The sequence below is a fragment of the Planotetraspora phitsanulokensis genome, from assembly GCF_016863295.1.
Taxonomy (GTDB): Bacteria; Actinomycetota; Actinomycetes; order Streptosporangiales; family Streptosporangiaceae; genus Planotetraspora; species Planotetraspora phitsanulokensis.
The window spans coordinates 191,915-213,800 of record NZ_BOOP01000023.1 but is presented as its reverse complement, the minus strand read 5'-3'; the positions used below and the strand labels follow the sequence as shown (position 1 = coordinate 213,800).

Here is a 21,886-nt window from a genome sequence, read left to right as displayed (position 1 = left end):
CGGGCCCACGGGGGGCCGATCCCGGGAACACCGTTTCCCGGGAACACCGACGTCGCTCGGTCTGTTGTCGTGATCGCTTGCTGTCGAGGGACGAGGTACGTGTGATCACATTTGAAGGCGTGACCAAGCGCTACCCCGATGGAACGGTGGCGGTGGACGACCTCAGCCTCAAGGCGCCCACGGGCGCGATCACGGTCTTCGTCGGCCCGTCCGGATGCGGCAAGACCACCTCGCTCCGGATGATCAACCGCATGATCGACGCCACCTCGGGCCGGATCCTGCTCGACGACCAGGACGTCCGCGCGATCGATCCCCCGACGTTGCGCCGGGGCATCGGATACGTCATCCAGCAGGCGGGGCTCTTCCCGCATCGCAAGATCGTCGACAACGTGGCGACCGTGCCGTACCTGCTGGGCTGGGACAAGAAGAAGGCCCGCGCGCGGGCGATGGAGCTGCTGGAGCTGGTCGGGCTGGACTCCAAGCTGGCCGGGCGCTACCCCTTCCAGCTGTCCGGCGGCCAGCAGCAACGCGTCGGCGTCGCGCGCGCCCTGGCGGCGGACCCGCCCGTGCTGCTCATGGACGAGCCGTTCAGCGCCGTCGACCCCATCGTCAGGGCGAGCCTCCAGGACGAGTTGCTCCATCTCCAGTCGGAGCTGCACAAGACGATCGTGTTCGTCACCCACGACATCGATGAGGCGATCAAGCTCGGGGACACGGTCGCCGTCCTCCGCGTCGGCGGCCGCCTGGCCCAGATGGCCGATCCGGCCACGCTGCTGAGCGAGCCGGCGGACGACTTCGTCCGTGAGTTCCTCGGCAAGGACCGCGGCATCCGGCGGTTGTCGTTCGTGCCGGCCACGGGGGTGCGGCTCGGCTCCGCTCCCACCGACCTCGAGGTGGACGAGGACACCCGCCCCCTCGGATGGCGATCGAACGGCGGGCTCCTGCCGTACGGAACCTTCAACCCCGAGCGGGACTCGCTGCGCGCGGCGCTGGACGCGGCGCTGCTCTCGCCGAACGGCACGGCGATCGCCGTGGACGGTGACGGCCGTGTGATCGGCGTCGCGACGCGAGACGCGCTGGACGAGGCACTCACCCGGCAGGGGACGAGCCCTGGGGAGCGGGTCTCCGAGCCCGACCGAGAGGTCCCGGCGTCCGATACGAGGCGGGCGGAGTCGTGAACGACGAGCCGCTGGTCCGCTGGGACTGGATCGCCAGGAACTGGGACAACGGCGGCCCGTCGGCCATCAGGACGTTGTTGGAGAGCCACGTCGTGATGGCGTTGCTGCCGGTGGTGTTCGGGCTGCTCGTGGCGCTGCCGCTCGGTGTGGCATGCGCGCGGTGGCGGTGGCTCTACCAGCCCACGGCCGGGCTGATGAACGTCGTCTACTCCCTGCCGTCGCTGGTGTTGTTCTCGATATTCCTGTCCGTCACAGGGCTCACGCAGTCGACGGTGATCATCCCGCTCACCTTGTTCACGCTGGCGATCCTGATCCCCGCCGTGGTCGACGGGCTGCGCTCGGTGCCCGAGCATGTGCGGCAGTCGGCGGTGGCGATGGGCTTCCGGCCGCTGCGCAGGCTCCTCCAGGTCGAGTTGCCCGTCGCCGTTCCGGTGGTGCTCGGTGGTCTGCGCGTGGCGACGGTCTCCAGCATCAGCCTGGTCAGCGTGGGCGCGCTGATCGGTCAGGGCGGTCTCGGCAACCTGTTCATCGACGGGTGGCAGCGGCAGTTCCCCACCCCGATCGTCGTGGGGATCGTGCTCATCGTGCTGTTCGCCGTACTGTCGGACGGCCTGCTCGTGCTCGCGCAGCGGTTACTCACCCCGTGGTCGCGGGCGAGGAGGAGTGCGGCGTGAACTGGCTGATCGACTTCTTCGGTGCCGCGGCCAACTGGTCCGGCCCCGACGGGATCCCCGCGCGCATCCTCGAGCACCTCGAGTTCTCGGCCGCCGCGTTCCTCATCGCGGCGGTGATCGCCGTTCCCCTGGGCCTGCTGATCGGTCACACCGGTCGGGGCGCCTTGCTCATCGTGGTCTCCGCCAACGCGGCCCGCGCGCTGCCGACGCTGGGCCTCCTCGTGCTGGTGGTGCTGCTGATCGGGGTGGGCACCGTTCTGCCGGTCCTGATCCCCCTGGTCGTCCTCGCGATCCCGCCGATCCTCGTCAACACCTACGAGGGCGTGCGGGGGGTCGACGCCGACCTGCGCGACGCGGCGTACGGCATGGGCCTGCGCGGGGGCCAGGTCCTGTTCAGGGTGCTGACCCCCAGTGCGCTGCCGCTGATCCTGCTGGGCCTGCGGCTGTCGGCCATCCAGGTGGTGTCGACCGCCAGCGTCGCCGCGTTCGTCGGTCTGGGCGGGCTCGGGCGGTTCATCATCGACGGACTCGCCACCAAGACATATTCGGACGTGATCGGGGGAGCGGTACTCATCGCGCTCCTTGCGCTGGCCGTCCAGTTGGCCTTCACCGTGCTCGACCGGGTGGTCGTCTCCCCGGGAGTGCGACAGGTCCGCTAATCTCCCTATTACCTCCCGATTGTGAAGGGAATTTTGATGAAACGCATTCTCACCGCCGCCGTGGTCGCCGTGACCGCGGCGCTGACCCTATCCGCGTGCGGAGGTTCGGACCCGCTGACCTCCGCCACGCCCTCGAACGCGCCGGCGAGCTCGGGCGGGACGTCGGCCAAGGTCGTCGTCGGCTCGTTCAACTTCCCCGAGAGCATCCTGCTCGGCTCGATCTACGCGCAGGCGCTGCAGGCCAAGGGCGTCACCGTCGAGGAGAAGCCCAACATCGGCACCCGTGAGGTCGTCTACGACCAGATCAAGAGCGGCGGCCTGACGGTTGTGCCCGAGTACATCGGCTCGCTGCTGGCCTTCGTCGACAAGACGAGCACCGCGAAGACCAAGGACGAGATCGTCGCCGGGCTGCAGGCCAAGCTCCCGGCCGAGCTCGGGGTCCTCGACCCGTCCGAGGCGCAGGACAACAACTCGCTGACGGTCACCAAGGAGACGGCGGCCAAGGACAAGCTCACCACGATCGAAGATCTGGCCAAGGTGTCCAAGAACTACGTCGTGGGCGGCCCGCCGGAGTTCAAGGACCGGCAGGAGCAGAACTTCAAGGACGTCTACGGCATGGAGTTCAAGGAGTGGAAGCCGACCGGTGACACCACCGCCGACGCCATCAAGAGCGGCACGATCCAGGTGGGCAACGTGTTCACCACCGACCCCAAGATCGTGCTGAACGACCTGGTGTCGCTGCAGGACACGAAGAACGCGTTCGGCTCCGACAATGTGACGCCCCTCGTCTACAAGGCCGGAGTGAACGACACGGTCTCGTCGACGCTCAACGCGATCTCCGCCAAGCTCACCACGGACACCCTGCTGTCGCTGATGAAGCAGATCTCCGTGGACAAGGCCGACCCGCCCGTGGTCGCCAAGGACTGGCTGACCCAGAACGGCCTCCTCTGACGCACCCCTTCGCGTGATCATGCACGGGCTCGCGGATGTGCGGCTCTGCCTGCGCAAACGCGGCCCGTGATCATGCACCGTCCAACTGTGCATGATCACGAACTGGAAAGGTACAGGTCGGGGCACACTTCTGCGAACATGTGCATGATCACGCCAGGAGGTTGCGCAGGTGGGAGGGTGTTCCTCCGAATCTGTGCATGATCACGCGCAAGTGGGGAGGGGAGGAGCGTGTTCACCGAGGCCATGGGACAGGTGCCCGCGGGGGTGGGGGTGGTCACGGTCAAGGACGGCCGCGACGACCTCGGCACCACGGTGGCCACGCTCCTTTCGGTGTCCCTCGAACCGCCTCTCGTCCTGGTCAGCCTCGACTCGAGCAGCTATCTGACCGAGGTGCTGCTGCGCGACGACCGGTGGGCGGCCAGCCTCCTCGCCGACGGCCAGCAGGCGATCGCGTCGAGGTTCGCGACCCCCGGACGGCCCAGCGCCCGGTTGCTCCTCGCGGGTGCTCCCCACCATCGCGGGGAGCACTCCGAAGCCCTGATCATCGACGGCGGGGTCACCGCGCTCGAGGTCGAGACCACGCGGGTCGTCCCGGCCGGCGACCACACGCTCTTCATCGGCCAGGTCCTCGCCGTCGCCTACGTCGACGTCTCGAAGGCCCCGCTGGTACGGCTTCGCGGCCGCTACCGGCCCGTGCCGGTGACAAAGGCCCCCGAGAGCCCTTGAAAGCCCCCGAGGGCCCCGGGAGCCTCTGAACGCCCAGGTCAGCCCGTCGGCTCGGGGCCGACGAATATGATCACCTGGCCTTCGCTTCCCGCCAGCGCGTCGTGGACGTACCAGTTCTTGTCCACCTTGTCGGCCGGGACGCCGTTCGGGTACGGCTGGTCGGAGCCGTCCTCCTCGTAGCGGTACTCGATCCTGGTGATGTGCCGTCTCGCGGCCTCTGCGAGGACGTCCGCCACGGTCCGGCCCTTGACGTCGCTCAGCCCGACCCCCTCACCGGGCGTGTCTCCGGGGGCGGTGTCGTACTGCTCACCAGGCCGTGCGGTGCGCCCGAAGACGACGTTGACGTGCCCGGTGTACGACGACGGAATCTTGACGCCGACGCCGCAGGTCTCCGGCCCGCAGGCTCCTTCGGCGGTGATCACCTGCACGTCGCCGTCGTCCTCAAGGAAGAGCACCGAGCCGGCGCGCTTCGGGGATGAGGGCGCCAGGGTGAGGTCAACGTTCAACCCCCTCGCCGCGAACTCCCGCCGGTAGCGGGCCGGATCGGCGACCGGGTCCTTCACCTTCACGATCAGATAGTCGCCCTCGCGGCTGAACGACAGGGCCGCGGCCTGGGCGCTCGGCGGTCCGACCTGCACGGGGCCGACCCTCTGGCCGGGGGTCGCGGAGGACGTCACGACGACCGCCGCGGCGGCCGTCACGCCCACCACGGCGACGCCGTACAGCAGACGGCGTCGAGGTGACACCTTCCGGGGCGCCTCCGCAAAGGTGTCCTCCGCAGTGATGTCCTCCGCGGTGGTGGCCATGATCCGATCGGCCAGGTCGGCCCTGGTCTGCGGGCGCACCATGGCGGCGGCCTCCTCGTCGGTCACGGGGGCGGCCTTTCTGATCAGCAGTTCGGGATTCATGCGGGATCTCCATTCGCGACCCCGACCTGGGGCGCCGGCATTTCGAACAGGGCGCCGCGACGTTCCAGCTCGCGGGTGAAGCGCCGGCGCGCGCGGTGCAACCGGATCCGTACGGCGTTGCGCGAGCAGCCGAGCACGATGGCGATCTGCCCGGCGTCCAGGTCCTCCCAGCCGACCAGCGTCAGGAGTTCCCGGTCGCGCTCGGGCAGGCCGTCCAGGGCCTCCATGATCGGGCGCAGGTCCGCGGACACCTCCACGGCGGGCCGGTCGGCGAGATCGGCCCGGAGCCGGTCGCCGAGGGCGAGGCGTCGTCGCTCGCCCCGCCGGTGGTTGGCGAGCACACGCCGGGCCACGCCGTACAACCACGGCCTGGTCTGGTCGTCCGGCGGCACGTCGTCCAGCCGCCGCCAGGCGGTCAGGAAGGTCTCGGCGAGGACGTCGGCGGCGTCGTGAGGATCGGCGGTGCGGCGCAACACATACCCGAGCACCGGGTCGTGGTTGGCCGCGTACATCGCCTCGAAACGACGTCGTTTCTCATCAGGGGGCGGCATCTCTCTCCTTCGGCGTACGCCGGGTCACGGCGTCTCGCACGGAAGCTGACACCTGCCACATGTCCGCGAGCCCGGACGGCATTTCACCCTGACGAAGTGAGCCTGTCCGAAGGGCGCGCTACCCGGCTACCAGAGGTCGCCGTCCCTCCAGTCACAGGTGAGATCGCCGGACAGATCGGGCGAGACCGTCACGGGCAGGACGTAGACGCCGCCGTCGTCCTCCTCCGTCCGCACGGGCCCGTCCGGCGTGAGCGCCCACGTCCGCCCCAGCCAGAGCCTCCAGCCGCGGGCGGCGTAGAAGCCGATGGCCTCCTCCGTGCTGCTCAGCGCGCCCATGTCGTACGCACCGCGCACCACTCGCTCCAGCGCGGTCATGACGGCGGCGCCGTACCCGTTCCTGCGCAGGTCGGCGCGTACGCCGACGGCCTCGACATATCCCACGCGAAGCGCCCGGCCGCCGTGCAGCAGACGCCGCTGGACGAGCGACCCGTGGGCGACCAGTTCCGGTCCCTCCCAGACGAGGGCGTGGACGCCGCCCAGGGAGTGGTCCCAGTCGTGGTCGTCCAGGTCGCCCTCGAAGACGTCGTAGAAGAGGGCGCGCGCCTCCCTCAGCGTCGCGGCGTCCAGGTCCGCGGTGTGCGCGGTGACAATCTTCATGGTCTGCGGAGGCCGGCTCAGCGGATCGTCCACCAGCCGGGGAGCATCAGCGGGCCGTACGTCGGGAGGCCGAGCTCTCCGGCCAGCCGTGCGATCGGGCCCCACGCCTCGAGCCGCACCCTGGCGAGGGCGGCGGACCGGTCCTCGCTGGACTCCGGCGGCCGGAGCCGCTCCAACGGATGCATGCGCGGATATGTTCTGACCTGGGTGTCCTTGGGTAACCCGGCCTTCTTGCGGGCCAGGCTCAGCGCGTCCTCCACGCCGCCGAGCTCGTCGACCAGGCCCGCCTCCCGGGCGTCGGCGCCCGTCCAGACCCGGCCCCTGGCGAGCTCGTGCGTCCGCTCCCTGGTCAGGCCGCGTCCCTGCGCCACCTTGCCGACGAAGTCGTCGTAGATCCGGTCCAGCCAGCTGTTGACCCGGGCCCACTGGGCGTCGGAGAACTCACGCACGGGGGAGAACATGCCGGCGTTGGCGCCCTCGGAGACCGCCTCGGTGACGACGCCGAGCTTGCCCAGCAGCTCGCCGACGACCGGCTTGCCGCCGAACACGCCGATCGAGCCGGTCAACGTCCCCGGCTGCGCGACGATGACGTCGGCGCCCATCGCGACGAAGTACCCGCCCGAAGCGGCGACGTCGCCCATCGAGATGATCACCGGCTTGCCGGCCTGCCGGGCCAGCACGACCTCGCGCCAGATCGCGTCCGAGGCGACGTACGACCCGCCCGGGCTGTCCACGCGGAACACGATGGCCTTGACCTTGTCGTCCCGGCGGGCGGAGCGGAGCGCCGCGCAGATCGTGTCGGATCCCATGGCGCCACCGCCGCCGAGCGGCGAGCGGCCGCTGCGGCCGAGCCGGATGGCGCCGGTGCCGTGGACCAGCGCGATCACGTTCTCGCCCGGGTGGGGGAGCCGCTTGGCCAGCGCCGTCTTGGCGTACCTCGACACGTACATCAGGTGGGCGCCGTCCTCGACCACCTCGGCGTACACCTCGTCGCGGTACTTGAGGGCGTCCACCAAGCCGGCCTCCACCGCCTCCGGCCCCAGGAACGGCCCCTGGTCGATGAGCTCGCGCACCCGCTGGGGTTCGAGCGAGCGTGCCTCGGCGATGCCCGCCGTGATCTGCTCGGTCACCGACTCCGCGATGCGCGCGGTGGACTCGCGGTGCGGCTCGGTCATGCGGTTCTGGGTGAACATGTTGGCCGCGGTCTTGTACTCATGGCGCTGGCCGAGCTGGTACTCCACCCCGGCCTTGGCGAGCGCGTCCCGCACGAAACGCTGCTCGAGCGCGATGCCGGTGAGGCCCACGTCGCCGGACGGCTGGAGGTAGACCTTCTCGAACGCGCTGGCCAGGTAGTACGGAACGGTCCCGGCGCCGAACTCGCCGAACGTCTCCGCGAACGCGACGGTCCGCTTCCCCGCGGCCCTGAGCTTCAGTACGGCGGTGCGCAGCTCCTGGACCATGCCGAGGCCGATGGGGTTGCCGCCGATCTTCACGACCAGGCCCTTGACCCGGGGATCGGTGCGGGCGCGCCGCAGCCCCGACAACACGTCGGTGAGCCGGGCCCTGCGCATGGACAGCAAGGCGCCGAGCGGGTCGGAGGGCGGTCCCTCGGACAGTCCCTCGGTGAGATCGAGCTCCAGCACGAGTGCCGCGGTACGGCGTTGCCGAAGCCTGTCGACGGTCTCCATGATGGCCTGTGTCGCGTCCATAAATGTCACCATAGGCGACGGTCGCGCCATCACGGCTTGGCCGAGTCCGCCCACATCGGCCGTGATCATGCACAGGTTCGCGGATCAGCGGCCCGAGCTGGGGATCACGAGGAGGGGGAGGGCTTGCGCAGCCACACGGCTCCGAGTGGGGGGACGCGCAGGCGGGCGGAGTACGGCAGGCCGTGGTGAGGCACGTCAACCGCCTCCACGGAACCGAGGTTGCCGGTCCCGCTTCCCGCGTACTCGTAGGCGTCGGTGTTGACGATCTCCTCCCAGCGGCCGCCGACCGGGAGACCGAGGTGGTAGTTCTCGTGCGTCCCGCCGGAGAAGTTCGCGATGCAGGCCAGCATCGAGCCGTCCGTGCCGTACCGCAGGAAGGAGAAGACGTTGCCCGAGGCGTCGTCGGCGTCGATCCAGCGGAAGCCGTCCGGTGTGGCGTCCTGGGTGAACAGCGCCGGCGTCTCCCGGTAGATCCGGTTCAGGTCGCGGACCAGACGCTGCACGCCCTTGTGGAAGTCGAAGTCGAGCACCCACCAGTCGAGGCCCTTGGACTCCGACCACTCGGCGCCCTGGCCGAACTCGCCGCCCATGAACAGCAGCTGCTTGCCGGGATGCGCCCACATGAAGGCGTAGAGCGCCCGCAGGTTGGCGAAGCGCTGCCACTCGTCACCGGGCATCTTGCCCAGCAGCGACCCCTTCATATGGACGACCTCGTCATGCGACAGGGGCAGCACGAAGTTCTCGGAGAACGCGTACATGAGGGAGAAGGTCATCTGGTGGTGGTGGTACTGCCGGAAGATCGGCTCACGCGCGAGGTAGCCGAGCGTGTCGTGCATCCAGCCCATGTTCCATTTGAAGCCGAAGCCCAGCCCCCCGAGGTGGACGGGTCGTGACACCCCCGGCCAGGCCGTGGACTCCTCGGCGATCGTCACGATCCCCGGCACCTCGCGGTAGCAGACGGAGTTCATCTCCTTGAGGAACTCGATCGCGTCGAGGTTCTCCCTGCCGCCGTGGATGTTCGGCGTCCACTCGCCCTCGCGGCGCGAGTAGTCCAGGTACAGCATCGAGGCCACGGCGTCCACACGCAGCCCGTCGATGTGGAACTCCTTCAGCCAGAACACGGCGTTGGCGACCAGGAAGTTGCGCACCTCGCGGCGGCCGAAGTCGAAGACGTAGGTCCCCCAGTCGGGATGCTCGCCGCGCGCCGGGTCGGCGTGCTCGTAGAGCGGCGTGCCGTCGAAGCGCGCGAGCCCCCACTCGTCCATGGGGAAGTGCGCGGGCACCCAGTCGACGATCACGCCGATGCCCGCCTGGTGGAGTTCGTCGACCAGGTGCCGGAAGTCGTCGGGCGAGCCGAACCGCGACGTCGGGGCGTAGTAGGACGTCACCTGGTAGCCCCACGACCCCCCGAACGGGTGCTCGGCCACGGGCAGGAACTCCACGTGGGTGAAGCCCATGTCCTTCACGTAGGAGACCAGCTCGGTGGCCAGGTCGCGGTACGACAGCCCCGGACGCCACGAGCCGAGGTGGACCTCGTAGGTGCTCATCGGCGCGGTCAGGGCGTCGCGGCCCGACCGGGCGGCCAGCCACTCCTCGTCGCGCCAGGCGTACTCCGCCTGCTCGACGATCGAGGCGGTCGCCGGGGGCACCTCGGTGCGGCGGGCCATCGGGTCGGCCTTCTCGCGCCACACGCCGTCCATGCCGAGGATCTGGAACTTGTAGCGGGCGCCGGCCCCGACATCGGGGATGAACAGCTCCCACACGCCCGAACGGCCGAGCGAGCGCATCGGGTGCCCGCCGCCGTTCCAGTGGTTGAAGTCGCCGATCACCCGCACCCCCTGGGCGTTGGGGGCCCAGGCGGCGAACGCCGTGCCGTCGGTGTCCTCGTGGCGCAGGACGCGCGCGCCGAGCACCTCCCACAGGCGCTCATGGCGTCCCTCGCCGATGAGGTGCAGATCGATCTCACCCAGGGTCGGCCAGTGGCGGTACGGGTCACCCGTCTCGTACGGCTCGCCCCCCGGATACGTGACGCGCAGCCGGTAGTCGGGGATCTTGTCCACGCCGGGGAGGGTCGTCTCGAAGACGCCGAAACTCGCATGACTCAGCTCGTGCGGCCGGCCGTCGATCAGCGCCTCGACCTTCTCGGCGAAGGGCCGCAGGGCCCGGATCGTCACGCCGTCCTGTTCGAGGTGCGCGCCGAGGATCGAGTGGGGGTCGTGGTGCGCCCCGCCTGCCAGCCGGTCCAAGTCCATTCCTTCACCCTGCCCTAGAACCATCCGAGGTCCCAACAAATCAGTAGATCGACTGAGGCCGGTGGCCGACCTCAGCTGAAGGCGGACAGGGGGATGGGCAACCACGTGGGGCGGTTACGAGCCTCGTACACGACCTCGTACACGGCCTTGGTCAGCTCGAGCGCCCGCAGGAAGACCGCGTCGTGGCCGCGGATCGCGCCGCCGGCCGCCGAGTAGCCCGCGAGGAACGCCGCCCGGTTGCGCGCCGCCCATTCCTGCGCCCGTCTCTCCAGGGACTCCGCGCGCGGGTGACCCGCCAGCAGGTGCCGCGCCGCGTATTCGAACGAGCGCAACATGCCCGCCACGTCGCGCAGGGGCGAGTCCAGAGCCCGGCGGTCCGCGAGAGGCTGGCCCGGTTCGCCCTCGAAGTCGAGCACCACCCAGTCGGCCGGGGTGCGCATGACCTGGCCGAGGTGATAGTCGCCGTGCACCCGCTGGACCGGTATCTCGTGGTCGAGGTCGGCCAGCCGGTCGAACGCCTCATGGGCCACGCCCGCGTGCGGCGCCAGGGCGGGGACCTCGGCGACGGCCTTCTCCAGGCGCCGCTGGAAGCGCTCGGTCATCCGTTTGATCTCGGGAGGCTCGATCACTCCCGTGGGAAAGGCCTCGGCGAGCTCGGCGTGGACCTCGGCCGTCGCCGTCCCGAGACGGAACGCCTCCGCGGCGAAGTCGCCGCCCGCGTCCTCCGCCGGCATCCCCGGCGGGGTGGCGTAGAGGTCCCGGACGCTGGTCAGCGCCATCGTCCAGCCCTCGTTGGCGTTGGAGAGGTACTCCTGCATGATCGCCAGAGTCGTGGTCTCGCCGTCCAGCTCCGTCTCGATCCAGCCGTACGGCCGGGCGACGTGGGCCGAACCCGCGCCGGCGAGCGCCGTGATCACCTCGAGTTCGGGATTGAGGCCGGGCGTGAGCTGGCGGAACAGCTTGAGGATGTACATGTCGCCGAAGACCAGCGACGTGTTCGACTGCTCGGCGGTCAGCACGAGGCTGCGCTGCGAGGTGTCGATCGTGGTGCCCGCCACCCGGTGGAACCCGAGCCGCCGCACCCGCAGCTCGGAGTCCATGCCGTTCAGCAGCCGGGACGTCAGCGTCGCGTCGTGCGCCGCGTCGTAGGCGCACATCGGGCGCCCCCGCCAGTCGCACGAGCCGATCAGGACGTGCTGGAGCCGGTCGGGCATGCGTGCCCGCAGGCCGAGCGGGATCTGGTACCGCGTGGTGCGCTCGCCCTGCCGTACGGACACGATGGCGTGGACCAGCGTCGGGTCGCCCGGATCCAGCTCGGTCAGGGTGTCGACGGACAGGTCATCGATCGCGCGCCCCTTGCCGGCGAACCACCGCTGTCCGGTGATCCAGCCGGCCAGAAGCTCCTGAAGTGAAGTCGTCACTCCTCCTTCGCGCCGACCGCCCTCGATGGCACGGGCAGTGTGAACCAGTAGAACCCATGCCCCGGAAGCGTCAAAAGATACGGAAGCTCGCCAATCGGCGGGAAAGGAACTCCGCCCATGCACTCGACGGGCATCGATCCCTCGAACCTGCGCAGGTCGAGCTCCACCGGCTGCGGGAAGCGCGAGAGGTTGTTGACGCACAGGACGCGGTCGTCCCCGAGCTCCCGGACGAACGCGAGCACGCTCGGGTTGGACGAGTTGAGCTCGGTGAAGTCGCCCAGGCCGAACACCGGGTGACGCTTGCGGATCTCGATCATGCGCTTGGTGAAGTGGAGCAGCGAGCTGGAGCTCTTCTGCTGGGCCTCGACGTTGATGGCCTGGTAGCCGTAGATCGGGTCCATGATGACCGGCAGGTAGAGGCGGCCGGGGTCGCAGTCGGAGAAGCCCGCGTTGCGGTCGGGGGTCCACTGCATCGGCGTGCGGACGCCGTCACGGTCGCCCAGCCAGATGTTGTCGCCCATGCCGATCTCGTCGCCGTAGTAGAGCACGGGGGAGCCGGGCAGGCTGAGCAGCAGGGCGGTGAACAGCTCGATCTGGTTGCGGTCGTTGTCGAGCAGCGGCGCCAGGCGGCGGCGGATGCCCACGTTCGCCCGCATGCGCGGGTCCTTGGCGTACTCCGAGTACATGTAGTCGCGCTCTTCGTCGGTGACCATCTCGAGCGTGAGCTCGTCGTGGTTCCTGAGGAAGATGCCCCACTGGCAGTTCTCGGGGATCTTCGGCGTCTGGGCCAGGATCTCCGAGATCGGATAGCGGGACTCGCGCCGGACCGCCATGAAGATGCGGGGCATGAGCGGGAAGTGGAAGGCCATGTGGCACTCGTCGCCCCCGGTGACCGGGTCGCCGAAGTACTCCACCACGTCGGCCGGCCACTGGTTGGCCTCGGCCAGCAGGACGCGGTCGGGGTAGAGCCGGTCGATCTCGGTCCTGACCCGCTTGAGGTAGGCGTGGGTCTCCGGCAGGTTCTCGCAGTTGGTCCCCTCCTGCTCGAACAGGTAGGGGATGGCGTCCATCCGGAACCCGTCGATGCCGAGGTCCAGCCAGAACCGCAGCACCTCCAGCATGGCCTCCTGCACCGCGGGGTTCTCGTAGTTGAGGTCCGGCTGGTGGTGGAAGAAGCGGTGCCAGTAGTACTGCTGCCGCACCGGGTCGTAGCTCCAGTTGGACGACTCGGTGTCGATGAAGATGATCCGGGCGTCCTGGTACTTCTCGTCGGTGTCGCTCCAGACGTAGAAGTCGCCGTACGGGCCGTCGGGATCCTTGCGGGACGCCTGGAACCAGGGGTGCTGGTCGCTGGTGTGGTTCATGACGAGGTCGGCGATCACGCGGATGCCGCGCTTGTGCGCCTCGTCGACCAGCTTGACGAAGTCGCCCAGGTCGCCGAAGTCAGGAAGGATCTTCATGAAGTCGGCGATGTCGTACCCGCCGTCGCGGAGCGGCGACTCGTAGAGCGGCAGGAGCCACAGGCAGTCGACGCCGAGCCACTGGATGTAGTCCAGCTTGTCGATCAGCCCCCGGATGTCGCCGGTGCCGTCCCCGTTCGAGTCGGCGAAGCCGCGGATAAGCACCTCATAGAAGACAGCCCGTTTGTACCAGTACTGATCCCGCGGCTTCTCGTGCGTGAAGGTGTTCGGGATGGGCTGGTGCTGACTGGGCTGAGGTGTCGAGCTCACCTGTGGACTCCCCGGATGTGCAGGGCCACGCTCACGGGCGGAGCACTGACCCGTGGCGGAGCGTGAAGACGTGTGCGGGATTGACGTGCGGGTCGAGGCGCACGTAGTCGGCCTGCCCCCAGTGGTACGACTCGCCCGACAGTTCATCATGCACGACGAACTGGTCCTGCCAGTCGAGGCCGAGTGCGGGCATGTCCAGCCGGACGGTCGCCTCGTGGGTGTTGTGCGGATCCAGATTCACGACGGCCAGTACCACATCGCCTATGCCGTGCCGTCGTGTGGCCGTGTCGTAGGCGCCGGGCAGTCTCTTGGAGAAGCAGATCAGGTCCGGCTGGTCGACGCTGTGAAACCGTAGGTTACGCAGTTCCTGGAGTGCCGGGTGAGCTCTTCGCAACAAATTGAGCTGCGTGATGAACGGGGCGAGACTGCGCCCCTCCCGCTCGGCGGCGGCCCAGTCGCGCACCCTGTACTGATATTTCTCGCTATCCAGGTATTCCTCGCTGCCGGGCCGTACCGGGACGTTCTCGGCCAGCTCGTAGCCGGAGTAGACACCCCAGGTCGGCGACATCAGCGCGCCGAGCACCGCCCTGATCTTGAAGGCGGGCACCCCTCCGTGCTGCAGGTACTCGTGCAGGATGTCCGGAGTGTTGACGAACAGGTTCGGGCGCAGGAAGTGCGAGGTCTCGTGGGCGAGCTCCCCGAAGTACTCCTCCACGTCGGACTTGGAGTTCTTCCACGTGAAATAGGTGTACGACTGGTGGAACCCGATCTTGGCGAGCGTCTGCAGCATCGCGGGCCGGGTGAACGCCTCCGCCAGGAACAGCACGTCGGGGTCGGTGGCGTTGATGTCCGCCAGCAGCCGCTCCCAGAAGTTCACCGGCTTGGTGTGGGGGTTGTCCACGCGGAAGACCCGGACGCCGTGGTCCATCCAGAGCCGGACCACCCGCTTGACCTCGGCGTAGATCCCCTCGGGGTCCTTGTCGAAGTTCAGCGGATAGATGTCCTGGTACTTCTTGGGCGGGTTCTCGGCGTACGCGATCGACCCGTCGGCCCGGATGTTGAACCATTCGGGGTGCTCCTTCACCCAGGGGTGGTCGGGGGAGCACTGCAGCGCGAGGTCGAGGGCGATCTCCATGCCCAGGTCCCTCGCTCTGGCGACGAAGTCGTCGAAGTCCTCGAACGTGCCGAGATCGGGATGGATCGCGTCGTGCCCGCCGTCCTCGGAGCCGATCGCCCAGGGTGAGCCGGGGTCGTACTGCTCCGGGGTGAGGGTGTTGTTGCGCCCCTTGCGGAACTGCTCGCCGATCGGGTGGATCGGCGGCAGATAGACGATGTCGAAGCCCATCTGGGCGATGGCCGGCAGCCGCTTCGCCGCAGTCCGGAAATTTCCGGATTTCGGAGCGATCGTGGGGTCGGTGTCGCTTTCGGCCACCGCCCCCTCCGACCGGGGGAAGAACTCGTACCAGGATCCGAACAGCGCCCGCCGCCTGTCCACCTGCACCCGGCACTTGCCGGACCGCGTGGTCAGATCGCGCAGCGGGTGTGCCGCGATCAGCGCGGCCGTCTCAGGCAACTGCGCCACGGTGAAGCGCGCACGCGGATCGACGCGGTCGTCCCGCAGGCGCTCGGCGATCGCCAGCATCGCCGCCCGGTGCGCGCAGGAGTCGTCCGCGGGATCGTCCTTGCAGTCGGCGGCCCGTACGGCTCTCGCCGCGCGCTCGAAGAGCCGGGCGCCCTCCTCGCACATGAGGTCCGCGTCCAGGCCGCGCGGGATCTTGATCTCCGCGTCGTGCATCCAGGTGGCGACGGGATCACTCCACGCCTCGACGCGGAACTGCCACAGGCCCTCGGCCGGCAGCGTCACCTCCGCGCTCCACCTGTCGGTGCCCGGAGCGACCTCCCGCATGCGCAGCAGCCGTTTCGACGCCCCGCTGGGGTCGATCAGCACGACCCCGGCGGCCACGGCGTCGTGTCCCTCGCGGAACACGGTGGCGCTGATCTCGAAGGTCTCACCCGCGGCCGCCTTCGCGGACCGGCGTCCGCAGTCGACGACGGGCTGGATGTCCTGGATTGGGATTCTTCCGATCATCGTCACTCACGTTAGCGACGGCACGCCCGGTGCCGTCGGATTTTCAAGATCTTCTCAATGGGTCAATCAGGTCGATTTCCGGGGTTGCCCGAGCGTTCACCGGCCTGGCCTGGCGTGGCCGCGCCGGATCGTTCTCAGGTGGTGCCGGGATGGTGCCGTGTCCTGCTGGTCGTGCCGTCGCGCGCCCGCGCCGCCCGGAGACGGCACGTCGAGGAACCCGTCACGGGGAACATCGCTCATAGAGGGGTTGCCCCAATAGTCCCCTCTTACCCCTGCCGGCGGAAAGACTGCGCGGTGTGTTCGGCAAGACTGCGCGGTGTGTTCGGCCGGCCGCTCTGTGGTGAGCGAGCACACGCGAGCGGGTCGTAGCATCGCCGGTGGGACTCACCTGAGCCAGTGTAGTTTTGTGAGGTTTGAGCCGGTTTGTTAGTGGTGAGTGCGCTTATGCAAGAAATCCAGGGAAGTGTCGCATCCGCGGGCATCCCCGGCATCGGACAGAGTGTTTCGGTCGCGCGTCGTGGCGCTGAGTAACTAGGGTCTGGCCCCGTGAGAGCTATCCGCAGGTTCACCGTCCGCACCGTCCTTCCCCCGCAGCTCGAGCCGCTGGGCGAGCTGGTCCGGAATCTCCGCTGGTCATGGCACCCGGAGACCATGGACCTGTTCGCCGAGGTCGACCCCGAGGTGTGGGAGAGGGTCGATCACGACCCCGTCGCCCTTCTGGGCGCGGTGGAGGCCGACCGGCTGCGCGAGCTCGCCCAGGACCGGCGCTTCCTGCGCCGGCTGGCCGACGCGGCCGACGACCTCCGCGAGTACATGACCGCTCCCCGGTGGTACCAGTCGCAGGACGGCGGGCCCGCCGCGATCGGTTACTTCTCCCCCGAGTACGGCATCGCCGCGGCCCTTCCCCAGTACTCGGGCGGCCTGGGCATCCTGGCGGGCGACCACCTCAAGGCGGCGAGCGACCTCGGCGTGCCGATCCTCGGCGTCGGCCTCCTGTACCGCCACGGTTACTTCTCACAGTCGCTGTCCCCCGAGGGGTGGCAGCAGGAGCACTACCCGTCCCTCGACCCCGGAGGCCTCCCGCTCACCCTTCTGAAGGAGGAGGACGGCGCCCCCGCGCGGGTCCGGATCAGCCTGCCCGGCTCCCGCACGCTGCACGCCCAGATCTGGATCGCGCAGGTCGGCCGGGTGCCGCTGCTGCTGCTCGACTCCGACATCGCCGACAACGACTCGGCCAACAGGGACGTGACCGACCGGCTCTACGGCGGCGGGACCGACCACCGGCTCGTCCAGGAGCTGCTGCTCGGCGTCGGCGGCGTGCGCGCGATCCGGGCCTACTGCCGCATCACCGGCCACCCCGAGCCCGAGGTGTTCCACACCAACGAGGGCCACGCGGGCTTCCTCGGCCTGGAGCGCATCCGCGAGCTCACCGAGGCGCGCCTGTCCTTCGACGAGGCCCTCGAGGCCGTCAGGGCAGGCACCGTCTTCACCACGCACACCCCGGTCCCCGCGGGGATCGACAGGTTCCCCGCCGAGATGATCGCCAGGCAGTTCGGCGGCGCCAATGCCTGGCCGACGGTGAGCGTCGACCGCATCCTCGAGCTGGGCGCCGAGCCCGACGGCCCCGACGCCGATCCCGCCGTCTTCAACATGGCGGTCATGGGCATGCGGCTCGCCCAGCGGGTCAACGGCGTCTCGGAGCTGCACGGCGAGGTCAGCCGGGAGATGTTCAAGGGGCTGTGGCCGGGCTTCGACGTCGAGGAGGTGCCGATCGGGTCGATCACCAACGGCGTACACGCCCCGACCTGGGTCGGCCGCGAGATCATGGAGCTGGCGGGCGACGAGCTGGCCTCCCTGACCGACATGTCACAGGGCTGGGATGCCGTACGGAAGCTCTCCGACGGCGACATCTGGTCCATCCGGGGCAGGCTCCGGGCGCACCTGGTGACCGAGGCCCGCAAGCGCATCAAGCGGTCCTGGCGGCAGCGCGGCGCCGCGGAGGCGGAGCTGACCTGGGTCGACGAGGCGCTCGACCCCGATGCCCTGACCATCGGGTTCGCCCGGCGGGTGCCGTCCTACAAGCGGCTCACACTGATGTTGTCGGACCCAGAGCGGCTGAAGAAGCTGCTCCTCGACCCCGACAAGCCGGTCCAGATCGTGATCGCGGGCAAGGCGCACCCGGCCGACGAGGGCGGCAAGAAGTTCATCCAGCAGATGGTCCGCTTCGCCGATCAGGAGGACGTGCGGCACCGCATCGTCTTCCTGCCCGACTACGACATGGCCCTCGGCCGGCTCATGGTCACCGGCTCCGACGTGTGGATGAACAACCCGCTGCGGCCGCTGGAGGCGTGCGGCACGTCGGGGATGAAGGCCGCGCTCAACGGCGGTCTCAACCTGTCGATCCTCGACGGGTGGTGGGACGAGTGGTTCGACGGCAACAACGGATGGGCCATCCCCAGCGCCGACGGCGTCACCGACCCCGAGCGCCGCGACGAGCTGGAGGCGGCGGCCCTGTACGACATCATCGAGCGTGAGGTCGCCGACCGCTTCTACGACCGCGCGGCCGACGGCCTGCCCCGGCGCTGGCTGGAGATGGTCAAGCACACGCTCAGCTCGCTCGGGCCCAAGGTCCTCGCCGGCCGGATGTTGCGCGACTACGTCGAGACCCTGTACACGCCGGCCGCGAGCTCGGCCCGCGCGCTCACGGCGGACGGTTACGAGAACGCCCGTCAGTTCGCCGCGTGGAAACTGAGGCTCACCCAGGCGTGGCCGGGGATCCGGGTGGAGCACGTCGAGGCCGCCGGGATCGGGGACGCCCCCGAACTCGGGGCCAGGCTGGATCTGCGGGCGACCATCGCGCTGGGCGAGCTGTCCGCCGACGACGTCCAGGTGCAGGTGGCCTACGGTCGCGTCGGGCCTCATGACGAGCTGATCTCGCCCGCCCACGTGACGCTCAAGGCCGACTCGGTCGACGACGACGGCAGGGCCTACTACACCGGAGACCTGCCCCTGGACCGCACCGGCGCGTTCGGGTACACCGTCCGCGTCGTGCCCTTCCACCCGCTCATGGCATCGCCCGCGGAGCTCGGTCTCGTCGCGGCTCCCGAGGAGCCGGCGGGCATGACCAACGGAACTCTCCGCTAGAGGAACAGGTCCCGGCCGCATGCTGATCGGCGGCTGATCGGCGGCCGGGTCCGGCCGATTGTCGATCAGCGGCCCGGAAGGCGGTTCCGACCGCATGTTGGTCAGCGGCCGGGAAAGCCTGGTGCGGCCGCCTGCCGATCAGCGGTCAGGATGGCAGGTTTCACCGGATGTGGCGGTCGCGTCGTCAGGCGAGACCGCCACACTCGTTTACGGCGGATGCCTTCGATCGGGGCGCCTTTTTGACCGTCTGAAGGCATATTCGTGATCATGCGCAGGCCTGGGCGTGCCGACGACGCTGACGAGGAGCCATCGAGCTGTCGTCGGCATCCGCGTTGGGCGGAATGTCATCATGCCGCACCGTCGCACAGCGCTCCCGGACGCTCTGCTGCGCACACCAGATGATCGATCCGCCGACGAGGGTCGGCCCGCAAACGATGGGATCGCCGGCGAATGAGCCGTGGCGAATGAGCCGTGGCGAGTGATCTGTGGCGAGTGTTCGTTGGCGAGTGGGCCATGGCCGGCGGCGATCTACCGGATCAAGGCTCTCGCCGGTCCCGAGAGCATCGATTTCTCTCTATTTCGCCTGACTCCCACGCGGATCAGATAGAAATTCTGTTCGAAATTTGTAGCCACGCGACTACTCTGTGTGAGATTATTCGTTCAGAGTTTCGATTTGACGGAGGGGGTCGACGTGGCCGAGGCGCGAGGGCCGCATCCTTCGTCTTCCTCCGGTGCAGGTGAGATGCCGTGCGGTCCCGAATGGTGGGCGGAGGTGACCGCTTGGGCGAGGTCGTGGTCATCCGACGGCAGTTCGGCGTTGAGCACTCCGCCGCTGACTGATCCATGGCCGGATTCGGCCGCTGCTGGGCCGTCCTCGTGGAGCTCACTTGGCCCCTGCTCGGCCGATTCAGGGCCACATGGGGCGGATGTGCCTGCTTCGGATTGTGCTTTCCTCGATTCGGCCTCCTGCGCGCCGGACCCATCCGCCTCAAGCCCGCCGAGTTTCAGCCCACCGCCCTCGTCGGACGCGCAGTGTGCGACTGAGGGACACGCGGCTGCCGGATCTGAATGGCCGGATGACCTGGTGGCCGAGGTCGTCGAGGTGGTGTCCGCCTTGGCGCTGGCCGACCCGCCGGCATCGCCGTCCATGTGTTTGGAGCAAACGCGGGAACTGCTGTTCGCTCGAGATCGATTGACTTCGGCGATCTCCGCTCGGGTGGGCCGGGTGCATCGCGCGGGCGAGGCCAAATCCCATGGACACGCAAGCACCCGGACCTGGCTTCAGGGCGCCTGCGGAACGAGCGCGGGATCGGCGTCCCAACTGGTCAAGCTCGCTACTGAGTTGGCACGTCTTCCTGGGGTGCGCTTGCGGTTCGCCGAGGGCAGTCTGTCGGAGGGGCAGGTCGGTGCGATCTGCGCCGCGACGAGTGGGCTTTCCGATGAGCAGGCGGAGATCGCCGAGCCGATCCTCGTCGCATTGGCCGATCGGGCGACCCCGGCTGAGGTGGCCAAGGCGGGCCGATATCTGAGGGAAACGCTGGATCCAGGGCTGGCGGACAAAGAGAGGGACGCCGACTACGCCGGTCGCTATCTGCAGGTCCGTCCAACCGGGTCAGGCGGAATGCATGGAGAGTGCCGTCTTCCCCGAGAGGCGGCGGCACGGTTGCGGACCTGGCTGGACGCCTATGCCAGGCCGAAGACCGATGATGACGAGCGGCCATTGCGGGTGCGCAATGCCGACGCCCTCATCGCCCTCCTCGAAAGCAAAATCACCACCGAGTTGCTCGTCCTGGTCAACGTGGAATCCCTTCCCCTGGACCCTGTCGGCCCGGACGCGGGTCCCGCCGCCGATCCCGGGGAGAAGAAGTCGCCCGGTGCCGCACACGGACACGGTTCTGAAGCCGAATCCGAAGGTGATTCCGGAGGTCGGCCGAGGCCCGAGTCTGGAGCTGGGTCTGAGCCGGGACTTGGGTACGGGCCTTCGCCTGGGCCTGGACCTGGGCTCGATCACGGGCATGGGCGTGAGCCTGGACCTGCGTATGGGCCCGGGGCCACCTCCGGGAGAGGGGCGCCGGGACCGGCTGGTCTACCTGGTCTACCTGGGCTGCCTGGGCTGGGGTGGGCGATGCCGGGGTTGTTGCTGGCCACCGGCGAGTTGTTGTCGCGCGACGATGTGGCTCGGCTCGCGCGGACCTCGTCACTGGTGCGTCTGGTGATGGATGCAGACGGCCAGGTCCTTGACCTGGGTCGCACGGTCCGTCTGGCCAATGGGGCCCAGCGAAGAGCCGTCTTCGCCCGTTATGCCACGTGCTGGGTTGACGGCTGTCCGCTTCCGGCCACGGTCTGCCAGATCGATCACGCCGACAACTGGTGCGACGGCGGAGCGACGGACCTGCGGATGCTTGGTCCTGCCTGCCAGTTCCACAACCGTGATCGCTACCGCCGTCCCCACTGGTATCAGCGCCGCCCCGAAGGAAAGGACCGCTGGGCCTTCACGCGGACGGGACCCCACCCCGCTGCCCGAAGACCGCCGTCGACGCGGGGCGCGACCCCCGACGTCGCGAACAGCACGGCAGCGGGTGCGCGCGCTCCGAACCCGCCCTGATCGCGGGCGACCGCCCCTGCCGCCGACTCGCGCGGCTCGGACTCCGAGGCTGCCGCGGCGCCGAGGCCCACCTCAATACCGACGCCTACCCGGACGCCGACTTCAACGCCGACGCCGACGCCGACCTCAACACCAACGCCGACCTCAACGCCGACCCCGTCGCCGAGGCCGACCGCGGCGCTGGCGGCCGGCGAATGTCCCGGGCCGGCGTGATTTCGGATGCACGGAGCCTGAGTCGACCACAAGACGGGAACAAAAGGTGACGAAAGGTGTGAATAGGCTGATTTTGGGCGCAACCCATTCCGCAGGGACGGATTCTGGAGGCCCCATGGACCCGATGGACCCGCTTGACCCGGCACGCTCGCCGAACCAGCCGAACCAGCCGAACCCGCTTGATCCCATAGACCCGCCCGACCCGACGGACCCGACGGAACCGATCGACCTCCCAGACCTGACCGAACTGGCAGAACCGATCAACCTGACGGAACCGGCCGATTTGATGCGACAGACGGGCTTGACGGGCCGCAACCCGATCGACCCTGCAAACACCCACAGGGAACAAGGAGGAGGCGGTCGTGGAGGGGCCGGTCGGGAAAGAGACGGCCGGGGCAGGGCCGGTAGAGAAAGAGACG

15 protein-coding genes are annotated in these 21,886 nt (G+C 69.0%); 7 read left to right on the top strand and 8 right to left on the bottom strand.

The genetic code is table 11. The features are described from left to right. Window positions 1-101: 101 nt before the first annotated feature. The 5 genes from Pph01_RS25895 to Pph01_RS25875 all read left to right on the top strand — a co-directional run bounded on the left by Pph01_RS25895 (window position 102) and on the right by Pph01_RS25875 (window position 4,188). Window positions 102-1,178: an ABC transporter ATP-binding protein gene (locus Pph01_RS25895; RefSeq protein WP_204075749.1), complete on the top strand. Its 1,077-nt coding sequence runs from the start codon at window positions 102-104 to the stop codon at window positions 1,176-1,178. Next, complete coding sequence (locus tag Pph01_RS25890; protein WP_204075748.1) at window positions 1,175-1,852, top strand: ABC transporter permease; 678 nt, start codon at window positions 1,175-1,177, stop codon at window positions 1,850-1,852. Before Pph01_RS25895 ends, Pph01_RS25890 begins: the two co-directional genes overlap by 4 nt. After that, window positions 1,849-2,511 (top strand): ABC transporter permease, encoded by a 663-nt coding sequence (locus tag Pph01_RS25885; RefSeq protein WP_204075747.1) that lies wholly within the window; start codon window positions 1,849-1,851, stop codon window positions 2,509-2,511. Before Pph01_RS25890 ends, Pph01_RS25885 begins: the two co-directional genes overlap by 4 nt. Before the next feature lie 36 nt (window positions 2,512-2,547). Then, on the top strand, window positions 2,548-3,462 hold the full coding sequence (locus tag Pph01_RS25880) for an ABC transporter substrate-binding protein (protein WP_204075746.1): 915 nt from the start codon (window positions 2,548-2,550) through the stop codon (window positions 3,460-3,462). Window positions 3,463-3,705: 243 nt separating this feature from the next. After that, window positions 3,706-4,188 carry a flavin reductase family protein gene (locus Pph01_RS25875; protein WP_204075788.1) on the top strand — a complete coding sequence of 161 codons (483 nt, stop codon included), beginning with the start codon at window positions 3,706-3,708 and terminating at the stop codon, window positions 4,186-4,188. A gap of 38 nt (window positions 4,189-4,226) precedes the next feature. Here the strand turns inward: Pph01_RS25875 and Pph01_RS25870 are convergent, their stop codons facing one another. From Pph01_RS25870 to Pph01_RS25835, 8 genes are all read right to left on the bottom strand, one after another. After that, entirely contained in the window at window positions 4,227-5,096 is an 870-nt protein-coding gene (locus Pph01_RS25870) for a hypothetical protein (protein ID WP_204075745.1), read from the bottom strand. Next, complete coding sequence (locus Pph01_RS25865; RefSeq protein ID WP_204075744.1) at window positions 5,093-5,647, bottom strand: RNA polymerase sigma factor; 555 nt, start codon at window positions 5,645-5,647, stop codon at window positions 5,093-5,095. Before Pph01_RS25865 ends, Pph01_RS25870 begins: the two co-directional genes overlap by 4 nt. Before the next feature lie 126 nt (window positions 5,648-5,773). Further along, window positions 5,774-6,304: a GNAT family N-acetyltransferase gene (locus tag Pph01_RS25860; RefSeq protein ID WP_204075743.1), complete on the bottom strand. Its 531-nt coding sequence runs from the start codon at window positions 6,302-6,304 to the stop codon at window positions 5,774-5,776. Between the two features lie 17 nt (window positions 6,305-6,321). Continuing rightward, entirely contained in the window at window positions 6,322-8,013 is a 1,692-nt protein-coding gene (gene sppA, locus Pph01_RS25855) for a signal peptide peptidase SppA (protein WP_204075742.1), read from the bottom strand. 104 nt (window positions 8,014-8,117) lie between these two features. Beyond that, window positions 8,118-10,265, bottom strand: coding sequence for a 1,4-alpha-glucan branching protein GlgB (gene glgB, locus Pph01_RS25850; protein ID WP_204075741.1), 2,148 nt, complete (start codon window positions 10,263-10,265; stop codon window positions 8,118-8,120). Between the two features lie 71 nt (window positions 10,266-10,336). After that, complete coding sequence (locus Pph01_RS25845; RefSeq protein ID WP_204075740.1) at window positions 10,337-11,686, bottom strand: maltokinase N-terminal cap-like domain-containing protein; 1,350 nt, start codon at window positions 11,684-11,686, stop codon at window positions 10,337-10,339. Further along, entirely contained in the window at window positions 11,683-13,416 is a 1,734-nt protein-coding gene (treS, locus tag Pph01_RS25840) for a maltose alpha-D-glucosyltransferase (RefSeq protein ID WP_239117010.1), read from the bottom strand. Before treS ends, Pph01_RS25845 begins: the two co-directional genes overlap by 4 nt. A 31-nt stretch (window positions 13,417-13,447) precedes the next feature. Beyond that, on the bottom strand, window positions 13,448-15,505 hold the full coding sequence (locus Pph01_RS25835) for an alpha-1,4-glucan--maltose-1-phosphate maltosyltransferase (RefSeq protein ID WP_204075739.1): 2,058 nt from the start codon (window positions 15,503-15,505) through the stop codon (window positions 13,448-13,450). Between the two features lie 546 nt (window positions 15,506-16,051). Here Pph01_RS25835 and glgP point away from each other — a divergent pair. Beyond that, window positions 16,052-18,649 carry an alpha-glucan family phosphorylase gene (gene glgP, locus Pph01_RS25830; RefSeq protein ID WP_204075738.1) on the top strand — a complete coding sequence of 866 codons (2,598 nt, stop codon included), beginning with the start codon at window positions 16,052-16,054 and terminating at the stop codon, window positions 18,647-18,649. Between the two features lie 1,084 nt (window positions 18,650-19,733). Continuing rightward, on the top strand, window positions 19,734-21,254 hold the full coding sequence (locus Pph01_RS25825) for an HNH endonuclease signature motif containing protein (RefSeq protein ID WP_204075737.1): 1,521 nt from the start codon (window positions 19,734-19,736) through the stop codon (window positions 21,252-21,254). The last annotated feature ends 632 nt before the right edge of the window (window positions 21,255-21,886 follow it).

Coding starts and splice junctions, on each gene's coding strand:
- Pph01_RS25865 (WP_204075744.1), bottom strand. CDS start 5,647: ATGCCGCCCCCTGATGAGAAACGACGTCGTTTCGAGGCGATGTACGCG.
- Pph01_RS25875 (WP_204075788.1), top strand. CDS start 3,706: ATGGGACAGGTGCCCGCGGGGGTGGGGGTGGTCACGGTCAAGGACGGC.
- Pph01_RS25860 (WP_204075743.1), bottom strand. CDS start 6,304: ATGAAGATTGTCACCGCGCACACCGCGGACCTGGACGCCGCGACGCTG.
- sppA (WP_204075742.1), bottom strand. CDS start 8,013: ATGGACGCGACACAGGCCATCATGGAGACCGTCGACAGGCTTCGGCAA.
- Pph01_RS25835 (WP_204075739.1), bottom strand. CDS start 15,505: ATGATCGGAAGAATCCCAATCCAGGACATCCAGCCCGTCGTCGACTGC.
- Pph01_RS25870 (WP_204075745.1), bottom strand. CDS start 5,096: ATGAATCCCGAACTGCTGATCAGAAAGGCCGCCCCCGTGACCGACGAG.
- glgB (WP_204075741.1), bottom strand. CDS start 10,265: ATGGACTTGGACCGGCTGGCAGGCGGGGCGCACCACGACCCCCACTCG.
- Pph01_RS25880 (WP_204075746.1), top strand. CDS start 2,548: ATGAAACGCATTCTCACCGCCGCCGTGGTCGCCGTGACCGCGGCGCTG.